The organism is Halobacteriovorax sp. ZH5_bin.2, assembly GCF_043196375.1.
GTDB lineage: Bacteria > Bdellovibrionota > Bacteriovoracia > Bacteriovoracales > Bacteriovoracaceae > Halobacteriovorax_A.
Window position 1 is genome coordinate 239,807 of record NZ_JBEBMJ010000003.1, and the last position, 11,735, is coordinate 251,541.

The 11,735-nt window shown below is 36.8% G+C and carries 11 protein-coding genes; 3 read left to right on the top strand and 8 right to left on the bottom strand.

The genetic code is table 11. From position 1 onward, the window contains the following. The 7 genes from ABMA76_RS09615 to ABMA76_RS09645 form a co-directional block, all read right to left on the bottom strand. Complete coding sequence (locus tag ABMA76_RS09615; protein WP_392910043.1) at positions 1–1,086, bottom strand: hypothetical protein; 1,086 nt, start codon at positions 1,084–1,086, stop codon at positions 1–3. A gap of 94 nt (positions 1,087–1,180) precedes the next feature. Next, a complete protein-coding gene (locus ABMA76_RS09620; protein WP_392910045.1) occupies positions 1,181–1,735 on the bottom strand; it encodes a hypothetical protein in 555 nt (184 codons plus the stop codon). A gap of 41 nt (positions 1,736–1,776) precedes the next feature. Further along, the gene (locus tag ABMA76_RS09625) at positions 1,777–3,570 is read right to left on the bottom strand and encodes a phosphatidylserine/phosphatidylglycerophosphate/cardiolipin synthase family protein (RefSeq protein WP_392910047.1); all 1,794 of its coding nucleotides are present in this window, start codon (positions 3,568–3,570) and stop codon (positions 1,777–1,779) included. A gap of 83 nt (positions 3,571–3,653) precedes the next feature. Then, complete coding sequence (locus ABMA76_RS09630) at positions 3,654–4,448, bottom strand: 2-oxo acid dehydrogenase subunit E2 (protein ID WP_392910049.1); 795 nt, start codon at positions 4,446–4,448, stop codon at positions 3,654–3,656. Next, positions 4,445–4,690: a DUF1653 domain-containing protein gene (locus ABMA76_RS09635; protein WP_392910051.1), complete on the bottom strand. Its 246-nt coding sequence runs from the start codon at positions 4,688–4,690 to the stop codon at positions 4,445–4,447. The genes ABMA76_RS09630 and ABMA76_RS09635 overlap by 4 nt, the downstream gene beginning before the upstream one ends. After that, complete coding sequence (locus ABMA76_RS09640) at positions 4,690–5,226, bottom strand: CopD family protein (RefSeq protein WP_392910052.1); 537 nt, start codon at positions 5,224–5,226, stop codon at positions 4,690–4,692. The genes ABMA76_RS09635 and ABMA76_RS09640 overlap by 1 nt, the downstream gene beginning before the upstream one ends. After that, entirely contained in the window at positions 5,226–6,809 is a 1,584-nt protein-coding gene (locus ABMA76_RS09645) for a phosphoenolpyruvate carboxykinase (ATP) (protein WP_392910054.1), read from the bottom strand. Before ABMA76_RS09645 ends, ABMA76_RS09640 begins: the two co-directional genes overlap by 1 nt. 232 nt (positions 6,810–7,041) lie before the next feature. Between ABMA76_RS09645 and alaS the strand changes: the two genes are divergently transcribed. The 3 genes from alaS to ABMA76_RS09660 all read left to right on the top strand — a co-directional run bounded on the left by alaS (position 7,042) and on the right by ABMA76_RS09660 (position 10,467). Next, complete coding sequence (alaS, locus tag ABMA76_RS09650) at positions 7,042–9,612, top strand: alanine--tRNA ligase (protein WP_392910056.1); 2,571 nt, start codon at positions 7,042–7,044, stop codon at positions 9,610–9,612. 136 nt (positions 9,613–9,748) lie between these two features. Further along, entirely contained in the window at positions 9,749–10,102 is a 354-nt protein-coding gene (locus ABMA76_RS09655; RefSeq protein WP_392910058.1) for a hypothetical protein, read from the top strand. A 65-nt stretch (positions 10,103–10,167) separates the two neighbouring features. After that, positions 10,168–10,467 (top strand): hypothetical protein, encoded by a 300-nt coding sequence (locus tag ABMA76_RS09660; protein WP_392910060.1) that lies wholly within the window; start codon positions 10,168–10,170, stop codon positions 10,465–10,467. Here the strand turns inward: ABMA76_RS09660 and ABMA76_RS09665 are convergent. Further along, positions 10,464–11,690, bottom strand: a complete 1,227-nt coding sequence (locus tag ABMA76_RS09665; protein WP_393061465.1) for a sensor histidine kinase — start codon at positions 11,688–11,690, stop codon at positions 10,464–10,466. The two genes, ABMA76_RS09660 and ABMA76_RS09665, sit on opposite strands and share 4 nt — an antisense overlap. Between the last annotated feature and the right edge of the window lie 45 nt (positions 11,691–11,735).

Sequence of the window (11,735 nt, forward strand, 5' to 3'; positions counted from 1 at the left end):
TTATACCTCCGTTCCAAGTTCAATGACACTACACTTGTTCTCAATAGTTGAGTTAAGAATTGTTTTTACGTGACATGGGTTATCGTCAATAGTCTCCTCATCGTTGAACTCACACGTGATTTGATAAGTTTGATTCTTACACTTATAAGTTTGAGCACACACTCGAGACTTTGAGTTATCATTTATACATTGCTTAGGGTCTTTTTGTGAAAAAGAGATCAACTCAAATTTTCCAAAATCAATTTGTTCGCTTTGATTTGTACAGATCTCATCACGACATTTTCCGTAAAGCTTTGCGGTTGGAGTGAAGCCGTCTTTAGGATCATAGTTATAGCTTTGATCGATTGGATAGCAATTACTACGTCCAACTCTTTCAAGTTCTTCCTTAGAAAGTTTTAATCTCTTTGGTCGACAATTACTCTCTTTTGCTAAGATATTCTTTGTTCTTTCGTAACAGAAGTAATACCTTCTCTCAATTTCTGGAACTTGTTCCTCAACTGGTTCTGGTCTTGCGGCCTCTGTTGTCTTGATTTCAAGGGCACCGCGATCCATTGGGTTTAATAGGGCCACTTTTACAATGTTGCGAGCACTTTCATTTTGAATACAACGAACTGTCATTTCGCCAGCTGAAACAATCCTAAGAGTCGTTTGTGAATTATCGTAGCAGTAATTACTTTCTTTATTCACTTCCTCTTCTTTGACTGCATGGTAGAGCTTTCTTACTTCCTCTTTATCGCGATATACATCTAACTTTATACGGACATCTCTTAGAGAGTCTCGAGTAGTTGTGGATGTATCTCCTTTGGCAATCTTATCTACTAATATCTTTTCTTCTTGTAAAAGAGGATCGGCCTTTTCCATAATAACTTCTGTAAGCCTTGCTTTTAAATGTGCTGTAAACGCATTTTTGTAGGCATCTGACTCTAGAATATTAATTTTAGAACCATGAATACTCGCTTCATAGAACTCATGACCTTCAATTATTTGATCCACGATCTTATCGTCGTTTGCAAGCAAAGGTGTTGAGAAGAGTAGTGGAGCTATGAGTCCACATAGTTTTAAAATCTTTTTCTTTGAATAAGTCATTACGATAATTCCCTTTCTCTCATTACTTTATTCTTATCGGAGAGATAGCGAAAATACTTGAGTAAATGTGTGCTTTTCTAAGTGTTTAAAATCTCTATTGGTTGTGAGATTTCACATTATTGCTTTTTTGGCCTGGTTGGCCTTTATGTCCACCACCTTTCTGGTTGGACTGCGACTGGTTAATGACACGATCACGTGATTCTAAAGTAACTTTCGTTGCACTAAACCAAGGATCTTCAATTTTAATCTGATCTTCGTTACCATCTAGGATCGTGATGACTGGCACAATATCATAAGAGTCTTTCTTTTCTTGTTTTACTGAAAGCCTAATGGTTTGAGGTCCTTTGCCCTTTCTCGCACTTGAGTTTTCAAGTTCAACAACATACTTACTTTCTTTTCTTAGAGTTTTGTACTTTTTACGAGGGCAACCGCCAAGTTTGTAAGCGGTGACAACATCAACTGCACAGCCGTCACTAATATAGTACATAAGATCGTATTCAACGACGATTCGATCAGGAGAGTCGGCATCAATAGTAATTTCTTTCTTAGGAAAGAAGCTTTTGCTAAGCTTTATCTTCATTTCTGAAGCTTGAATAGCGACTGCAAAAATAAGTACTAATGAAAGTTTTAAGACATTACTAAGTCTCATATTACCACCTCAGAATAGTTTTCTAGGTTACTCATCGGAATTTATTTTAAATTATTAAATTTTAGTGGAACCGAGTTTGCCATATCTCTAACAAAGACTTCATCTAGCTCTCTATTAAGATCTTTGTCTAAGCAAAAAAGGGTGTTTTCATATGAATGGTCGGTAGCATTGTGTTGAAAGTTGTAACTACCAATACTTGATAGGATTCTATCAAAATAAAAAACTTTTGAATGAAGAAAACTAATGTGTAGCCATACACGTGTATTTTCAAATCCTGAATAGTCATTGATTAAGTTTTCAAAATGGGCCTCTCCAAAATAGTCATTCCACTTCTTTATGCTCTTAAGCTTTTTCTTTATTCTCTTACGGAGCGATTTATCGCTAATATCTTCATTTAAAATGAGATCCTTAATTTCTTCATTTTTAATATCGATAATTTCATTACCTGTCATATCTGTGCCTGTTGTAATGAAATCTAATGAGATTCCTCTTTCTTGAAGATCTTTTAATTTGTGATGAAGCTTGTTGAACATTTTAAAAGTATCAAATTTTTCAATGAGTGGTGCCTCTTTAAAGACTGACCTGTAATAAGTATCAGATCGAATTGGGTCCATAATTCCTAAGTATTTATCAATATGATTAAGGGCCAATAGGTAGGCGTCTCCAATATTGGTTTGATATTCATATGGAGATTGTTGAATAAAGCGACAAACTCCATTCATACGCGTTTCTTTGTTATTTAATACTCTGTCGTATTGGGCCTGGCCCCTTAATTCGTTCTTGGTTTCCCATTTCTGTCTTGCTTGGTAAAATTTAAGTTCTTTACCGAGATCGGCAATAGCTTTGCGAGAATTCTTCTTTTTAAAATATTGCCAATCTTTTAAGAAACCGATGGCGATATCAGTTACAAGTGGCCCTTGGATAATGACATCGATATCTTTATTTTTAAAATCCGTGTCACGAGATAAATTGTCTGCATTTAATTGATTTTGACCACCAATGATTGCAGTCTTGCCATCCACAACAAGCTTCTTATGGTGATAAACGGTTCGTCCTTCATGCTTCCAAAAATCATTCGCTCTTATGATTTGCACACCTTTCTTTTTTAGTTTCTTAGGACATTCATTATGACCTAGCGCCTTTGACATCATCTTGTCTTCCATAACATATACTTTGACGCCACGTTGGTGCGCATTTATCAGTTCATCAATAAGTACCTTTACAGAGCTGTCACAAACAAAGCTAAGTGAAGACATTAGGACTTCAGATTTTGCACCTCGAATTAACTCTAGTTTCTTCAGGTAAGAGTGATGGTTTTCTAGAACTCTTACTTTATTTCCAAAACTCAGTTGAGACTTGGATACCTCATCCATTGTGACTTGAAAGTTCGTTGTGAGATAAGGGTGCTCTATTGCATTATAATCAATTTTATCGAAGTCTTTAGAAAATAGAGAAAAGTCAGTGATCTTTTGCCTAATAGGTGGATGATTTAAAAACCCCCACTCTTTAAGTGGGTATTCATCCACAAGGTGGTGTCTTTTCTCATTAGAAAAGTTGAATTGAGAGTAGTAATTGATCTTGGCCTCATTAAAAGTCGTGCCTCTATATTCATTAATATAGGCTTTATAATTTGTTTGGTAGTCATCTTGTAAAAGGTGCCAAGTTAACTCGAACCATTTTGTATTTTCGAGTCTTCCATATTGATCTTTTTTATAGCTGTATGTTGCTCTGTCTTCGCTTGACTGATCAATAACGTAGTCACGATCTAAAAATGGAATCTGAAGCGCAAGGGCATTCGTGGCCATGATAAATATGAGAATTAATTTTTTATACATGCTCATATTCTAGAGCGAATTAAGGAAAATATATTGAATTTTGAAAGATCTACTAACCTGTTTAAAAAGAAAACAGCTGTAATTTAAAGTAGTTGTGGGCTTTTTGCGTACTTCTTTATTCCTGCAATGATCTTGCTCGCATAAACTCCATCAATAATTCGATGATCCAGAGTTGCCCCAACTGTTAGGGTGGGTCTTGCGATAATTTCTCCATTTTCAACGATGGCCTCTTCCTTGATCTTAAATAGACTTAGAACAACTGGGACATGAGAGATTGTTGGAATTGGTGCAAAGGCAAACTCAGCGCCAAAGTTTCCTACACTCGTAATCATGCATGAACCAAATGGGTCACGCTTAACACTAAAGAGGCTGGTATAGAAATTAAGTCGATACATAGCAATATCAAGTAGAGTAAGAGCTGGTCTGGCCAGAAAGTTTGGAATGAGTGCGACAACTTTCTTCACTTTCTTAAAAGACTTATCCTTATCATTTCTTATATTCTTTGCACTATCCATGAGTTCTTTTTTTATCTCAAAAACACTCTTTCTATCGGCATCTCTGATAACAGTTCCTGAAAGGTCACGACCACTGTGATCCACTGAAACTTGTAAGAAGATATCGACGCTCTCTCTTTGGTAAAGATTTGAGCCTCTAATCATACGGTTTATCTGCGGGTTTTCGTGAAAAACTTGCGCAATAATCTTTGTGAATAGGTGAGTAGGTGTAATCCCTTTCTCTTTTGTATATTCTTGAAAATTTGTTGCATCAAATTTTAAGAGTCCATATGTCGAGGGATCAACAGGCATTTTCCATGTATTCATGGACACTTTACGCCAAGATGAAAGATGCTTTACCTTTTTAAGTTTAATATGTCTCATAATCGAGAGTTTGCTTTTTGGTCACCGATATATTTAAAACGAGGTGTTTCAATACCATCGATAACAACTGTCTCAATAAACATTTCTAGTGGTCGTACCCACAGCTTACCAAGATCATTTTCATAAAGGCATTCGTAGTAAACTAATTCTTCTAAAGTTTCAGAGTGGCGTACGATATCGTGAACGATATAATTCATGCCCTTGTAGTGCTGGTATAGGCCACCTTTAACAATCTTGCTCATTAGTCTTTTCTCACTTTTCGATAAAATTTTATTGCGGCCATAAGAACTACTCCTAAGGCAATTATTCCACCAACTCCATAAAGGATTCCTTCTAAGCTTTTAATCACTGCAAGGAAAACAATAGCAAAAAGAAATAGCGTCGCTACTTCATTCCAAACACGTAAGAATTTTGCAGAGTGAGGAAATTTGTCATTTTGAAGCGCCTTAAAAATCTTATGACACTTAAATTGATATACTAACAGTAGTAAAACTAAAGTTAGTTTGAGGTGAAGCCAGTAGTGACCTTTCATTGGCCAATAAGTTGTATAAACTAAAGAGGCCCCGAAGATAATAGTGGCAATACACGCAGGCCAGGTAATTCCATACCATAGCCTGCGAGACATAATCTTAAATTGAGCACTTAAAATAGTTCGTTCGCTATCACTCTTATCTTGCGCCTCTGTATGATAAATAAAAAGACGAACAATATAGAAAAGTCCAGCAAACCAACAAACGATACTAATTAAATGTAATGCTTTTAAATACTCGTAACTCATTATTTTCCAAATGTTGGAGCACCAGTGATATTTTCCTCATAGAAATTACCGAATGTGCTCATTTGCTTGTGAAAGCTAACTGCAAGCTCTTGTGCTTTAGCTGTATAAGCATCCTGATCTTCCCACGATTTTTGTGGATTTAAAATTGTGCTTGGAATTTCTCCTACAACTTTTGGAATATTTAGACCAAAGATAGGGTCTTGTTCAGTTTCAACATTTTGAAGATTATTTGCTTGAATATTGCGAATAATTTGTCTTGTAATATTAAGTGGGAAGCGCTGGCCTGTTCCATAAGCACCACCAGTCCAACCAGTGTTTACCATCCAAACGTTAAATCCTAACTTGTCGATATATTCACCAAGTAGTTTCGCATACTCGCTTGGGTGGCGAAGCATGAAAGGTGCACCGAAACATGAAGAGAAAGTAGCTGTTGGCTCTTTAACTCCAATTTCAGTACCAGCAAGTTTCGCTGTGTAACCTAGGACAAAGTAGAACATTGCTTGTTCTTTAGTAAGCTTTGCTACTGGAGGAAGAACTCCAAAGGCATCAGCTGATAAGAAGAAAACATGCTTTGGAATATCTCCACGAGATGTCTTTTCTAACTCATCAATAAACTCTAAAGGATAAGAAGCACGTCCATTTTCAGATAGTGACTTATCGTAGAAATCAACTCGGCCTGTGCTCTCATCTAGAACAACATTTTCTAGAAGTGCACCAAAACGATTTGATGCTTCATAGATTTCAGGTTCACCCTCTTTGGAAAGCTTATATGTCTTAGCATAACAGCCACCTTCAAAGTTGAAAGTTCCCGCTTCACTAATACCATGCTCATCGTCACCAATTAGAAATGTTCCTGTATCAGTTGATAGAGTAGTTTTACCCGTTCCTGATAGACCAAAGAAGATTGAAACTTCACCATTATCTAGGCGAGATGCTCCTGAGTGTGTTGGCATAATATTCGACTCTGGTAGAAGATAGTTCATTGCTGCAAACATACTCTTTTTGATTTCACCTGCGTAAAGTGTTCCTGCAATGATAGTAATCTTAGACTTTAGACAAGTAACGACTGCTGTCTCCGACCTTAGATCAAAATCTGCCGGATCAAGAAGAAGTTCTGGCGCGTGAAGAATTGTGAAGTCATTTTCGTTAAAGTCTCTTACTTTCTCACGGAATAGGTGAGTTGAGAAAAGTGCATGATTTGGATTTGTTGTAACAAGCCTTGCTCCAAGGTTGTGTACTTCATCAGCTCCTACACTTCTTTCCGTAATGAATAGATCACGATCTTTATTTAGATAATTAGTCACATGTGACTTTAGCTTTGCAAAAGTTTCTGGCGTCATTGATTTAAAGTTATTTTCCCACCAGATAGTATTTTCTGTTGTTTCATCGCGGACGATATAACGGTCATTGGCACTACGCCCCGTATGCTTTCCTGTCTCAACAACTAAGGCACCATCTTTTGTTAGTTTTCCAATGCCACGAGCTACAGTTTCTTGGATTAAGAAACTTCTTGCAGAGTTTACAAATATCTTATTATTTGGTCGCTCCATGTTAATTCCCATGTCTGTATAAAATTGCGTCATACATCATCTCCGGTTCGATTTTTACAGTCCATAATTGTTCTTGTTCTTAGTTCTTTTTATGCCTCTAAATATATGCTTTTTAAACTGTATTGATAACCATTTTTATTCTAATTCAGCTCATATTTTTTAACGCTAGAAGTAGTCGGAACAACGATTTTATAGTATATTTTGAAGACTTATACACAATAGATATGATGCACTTAGTTGTGCTTTGAATTATAAGGAAGAAAATATGCAGCCATTATCATCTCGCGAGATTAGAGAGAGATTCCTAGATTACTTTGAAAAGATGGATCACTTAAAAATTAGTGCATCTTCAATCGTTCCTCAAAACGATCCGACGCTACTTTTTATCAACTCTGGGATGGCCCCATTAAAGAATTACTTTCTTGGGAAGGAGACTCCTCCGTCTCCAAGGTTAGCAAATTACCAACCGTGTATTCGTACAAAAGATATTGATGATGTTGGTGATCGCCACCACTTAACAATTTTTGAAATGCTTGGTTCTTGGTCAATCGGTGATTATTACAAGGAAAGAGCATGTAAGCTTGCTTATGATCTTCTTGTTCACGAGTTAAATTTTGACCCGAAAAGACTTTATTTTACAGTTTACGGTGGAAATGAAGACTTAGGAATCAAGCCAGATACTGAATCAATTGAAGCATGGAAGAAGTGTGGTGTTCCTGAGGACCATATTGTTGTTCTTGGTGAAGATAATTTCTGGGGACCTGCAGGTGATCATGGGCCATGTGGGCCATGTACTGAAGTATTTTATGATACTGGTGCAGAGTATGGTCCGGAATACAAACCAGGTGGACACTTTGATGATGTAAGTCGCTATATCGAAATCTGGAATGCTGGTGTATTCATGGAGCTTAATAAGAAGAAGGATGCAACATTTGAGCCGCTTCCACTTAAGTCTGTTGATACTGGTTCTGGTCTTGAAAGACTTGCAATGGTGATGAATGGCTGTGACTCTGTTTATGAAACAGATCTTCTGGCACCACTAATGAAGCTTTCAAAAGAACTTCTTGGAAAAAATACTGATGTTCAAACAGAACGTATGATCTCTGATCATATGCGTGCAAGTATTATGATTCTTGCCGAAGGTGTAATGCCAGGAAATGAGGGACAAGGATATATTCCTCGTCGTCTTATTCGTAAATGTGTAGCTGCATGTATTTCAAGAGGTGTTAAGCCAAACTTTAAAAATCATATTCAAAAAACAATTGAAATGCTTGGGGACTTTTATCCTCAACTTAAGTCTGCTCGTGAAGCAATTATCTACAATATGGAACAAGAGATTAATGAATTTGTTCCAATCGTTGAAAATGGACTTAAGAAAATCGAAGAAGAGCTATCAACAAACTCAAAATCAAAAGAGTTATTTCCTGGGCATGTTGCCTTTGAACTCGTAACAACTCATGGTCTTCCTTTAGAAGTAATTAAAGCTGAGCTTACTTCTAAGAATATTGAGTTTGCGGAAATCGAATATAATGAGTGCTATGAAGCTCACAGAAAAGCTTCTCGTGTAATCTCTCGTAAAAGTTCAGTTGGTGCTGACCAAGAAAGAATTGAACTTGAGTTTATTGAAGTTGCCGATACTGAGTTTACTGGTTACGACTCACTAGAAATAGATAGTGAAATTCTAAAGATCTACCGTACAGAAGATGAAGTTTACTTTGCAACAAAAGAGACTCCATTCTATGGAGAGTCTGGTGGGCAGGCCGGTGATATTGGTACAGCTAGAACTTCTACTGGTGAACTTCAGGTTATCGATACAATGAAAGTGAAGAATACACATGTTCATATCGCTAAGATTATTTCTGGAGAAATTGAAACTGGTGAAAAAATAGAATTAATCGTTGATGGTGAAAATAGAAAGGCATCGATGAGAAATCACTCTGCAACACACTTACTACATGCTGCTCTTCACGAAGTTATTGGAAAGCATGCAATCCAAAAAGGTTCAATGGTTACTGCTGAGCGCTTACGTTTTGACTTCCAAAACCCACAAGCTGTGTCTGCGGATGAGCTCGCTAAAGTTGAAGCACTTGTTAATAAGTGGATTATGCAAAACGACTCACGTACGACTAAACTTTGCTCTTATGAAGAAGCAATTGATAGTGGAGCAATGGCACTATTTGGTGAAAAGTATGATAGCGACGTTCGTGTTATCGCTTTTGGTAAAGATAGTGTTGAGCTTTGTGGAGGAACTCACGTTGGCCGTACTGGAGATATTGGACTATTCGTTATTACAACAGAGACTTCTGTTGCAAAAGGAATTCGTCGTATCGAGGCCGTAACAGGAACTGCTGCTGTAAGAGTTATGCAAGAAAGATCGGCCCTTTTAAATGCTGCTGCAAAAGAGTTAAGTGCAAAACCTTCAGATGTTCCAGCTCGTATTAAAGATCTTCGCGCAGAGATGAAAAAGAAGATTAAAGAAGCGAGTGAGAAGGCCGCAAAAGGTGGCTCAACTAACTTCACGAAAGAAGTTAAACGTGACTATGAAGGCTTTAAAATGCTAGCTGCAACTCTTGAAGCAGATGCTAAGGCCGTAAAAGAATTAGGTGATAACTTAATTAATAAGGGAGAGGTACAAATTGTGTGTCTTCTTTCTAAAGATGATAAGGGAATGAAGTCATTTGTATGGTCTAACTCAGACGTTAAGGCAGGTGACCTCCTTAAAAAGATTCTCGAGCCAGTATCTGGCCGTGGTGGTGGACGTCCTAACTTTGCTCAAGGTGGAGCTCCTGATGTAAACTCAGGATCTCAAGTGCTTGAATTTATTGAAAAAATGTAATCGTTCTTATAATAGGCACAGGTTCAAAGAGCCTGTGTCTAATTTCCTAACATCCCTATACTTAATTTCACTCCATAGTCGTTAGCAACAAATTCTGGTGTATAAAGAATCTGTCTTAAATTTATGGAGTGTAGACGTGATTAAAACTAATTTACCAACAGATGCTCTTTCTCGTGAGCTTCGTCGTTTAACAATGCAACTTGATATTATTGAGAATCATCTAGATGCTGCTGAAATCGAAGAGAAAAGAGAGCTTGTTGAAAAATCCATTATCCTTAAGATGAGTGATATGACCTCATCAAATATTAACTACCTTGGCAAACTTAAGGGAGTTAGAAAAACAAGCTTAAAGAAACGCTTCGTTCAGGCCGAAATTAACTTACTAGGTAAGGGCATTGGCCGTTTTCCACAAAAGAATGAATTACGCCTAAAAGTGATCAAAGATCGTTTTGATGGTGTTGTTCACCGATTCAACAAATTTTCTGCATAACCTGTTCATAATTAAGTATTTATTAACTTTGCTCCGAAATAATCTTGAGAGATTTGGAGTAAATTATGAGAGATTATGATCCTAGAGTTTCATTTGCACAGAAGGTGGTTGTGGCCATTCACTACACGCGAGAACAACGCTCGCGTGTAAACGATGTCTTTTACTTCTCTTCGCTAAAACACTTAGACAAGGCCTACCTCGATGCCAATATTATACCTGTGGATATTGCTGAGAAAATACGTGAGGGGTGGGTTGAGTGCTACAAGAGTATATGCCAAGAGTCTTTTAGCTTGAATGCTAAGGCCAAAGAGCATTTAAGCTTTTGGAGCGAATTACTAATGCTGCCAAATGAGAGTATCCATTAATTCTTTGCAACTTGAAATGAGAGTGACACTCTGGTTCCGATATTGACGTCTGAGCTGACTTTGATTTTACCATTTGAAAAGTCGGTGAAGTACTTAACGATAGGAAGTCCGTAACCCGTACCTATTTCGCCTTTGGTTCCAAGGCGACTTGTCTTTCTTTCAAAATGAAAGAGGCCCTCAATGATGTCTTTAGGTATTCCTATTCCTTTATCTATAATGTCGATATAGACACGGCCAGCATCATCATAAAGTTTAATGAGAATGTCTTGTCCATCATAACTAAACTTAATGGCGTTTGAAATTAAGTTACTTAGTATATGATCGAAGAAAATCTTCTGTTCGCAAAAGAAACCATTACTTGTATGAATATCAAAGTGGAGTTTAAGATTCTTATCATTTAAAAGCTTGAAGTGTTGTTCAGAATAATCCTTAATTAATTGCGGATGAATCATACTTTTTTCTGTAAGAAGACTTTCAGAGTCCAACTGAAAGCTTCTAACATTAGAAATAATCTCTTGTACTTTTTTTAGTGAGTTATTAATTTGTAAATACGAAGAATCATCAATAACACTTTTTCTAAGTAAGCTTGAAATCTTAAGCTTCAAAATTGTTATAGGATTTGAAAGATCATGCAAGACAACATGTAGTAATGTATCAAGTTGCTTATTAGAAAGCGCTAATTTAAGTCGTGAGTTCGATTCTAACCAAACGTAGAAGAAGAAGTAAATCGTTGTAAGAACTGAAAATTGGACAATATTAAATTTCAAAAGCGTGTAGTACTGCTTAGTAGTTAGAGGATAAGAGAGAGAGCTAATAGTAAGATCGAGCATAAAAAAAGATGCAAATGTTGAGATCATAACAAGTACGCCAAAGAGAAGACCTGAACGTTTATAAAAGACCCCAAAGAAAATTGGTGTTCCTGTAATCCAGAGAATTCCTGGTGACTTAACTCCTCCAAAAGTAAATACAATGATGATCATGATAAAGACTGAAGGAAGAACGCAGATGGCCCTGGCCAGTCTATGCTTACCTAAGAAGCATGAAACGACGAAAAGTAAGACCTGACTTGTTGTATACGTGTAAAAGAACTCTTTTGGGATTTTGTGAAAGAGAACCTGTGGGTATGCTACGTAGTAATAACAAACTGTTATCGAAACCATAATCAGTGTGAAAATAATCAGGTAGCGCTGAATAAGGAATTCGCGTTTAAAATTTAATTTCATTTGGGCCACATTAGTTCAAAATGAATTCTTATACTAGCAAAGTGA

Bases quoted from the DNA above. Each gene is read 5' to 3' on its own strand.
- ABMA76_RS09615 (WP_392910043.1), bottom strand. From the start codon at position 1,086: ATGACTTATTCAAAGAAAAAGATTTTAAAACTATGTGGACTCATAGCT.
- ABMA76_RS09620 (WP_392910045.1), bottom strand. From the start codon at position 1,735: ATGAGACTTAGTAATGTCTTAAAACTTTCATTAGTACTTATTTTTGCA.
- ABMA76_RS09625 (WP_392910047.1), bottom strand. From the start codon at position 3,570: ATGTATAAAAAATTAATTCTCATATTTATCATGGCCACGAATGCCCTT.
- ABMA76_RS09630 (WP_392910049.1), bottom strand. From the start codon at position 4,448: ATGAGACATATTAAACTTAAAAAGGTAAAGCATCTTTCATCTTGGCGT.
- ABMA76_RS09635 (WP_392910051.1), bottom strand. From the start codon at position 4,690: ATGAGCAAGATTGTTAAAGGTGGCCTATACCAGCACTACAAGGGCATG.
- ABMA76_RS09640 (WP_392910052.1), bottom strand. From the start codon at position 5,226: ATGAGTTACGAGTATTTAAAAGCATTACATTTAATTAGTATCGTTTGT.
- ABMA76_RS09645 (WP_392910054.1), bottom strand. From the start codon at position 6,809: ATGACGCAATTTTATACAGACATGGGAATTAACATGGAGCGACCAAAT.
- alaS (WP_392910056.1), top strand. From the start codon at position 7,042: ATGCAGCCATTATCATCTCGCGAGATTAGAGAGAGATTCCTAGATTAC.
- ABMA76_RS09660 (WP_392910060.1), top strand. From the start codon at position 10,168: ATGAGAGATTATGATCCTAGAGTTTCATTTGCACAGAAGGTGGTTGTG.
- ABMA76_RS09665 (WP_393061465.1), bottom strand. From the start codon at position 11,690: ATGAAATTAAATTTTAAACGCGAATTCCTTATTCAGCGCTACCTGATT.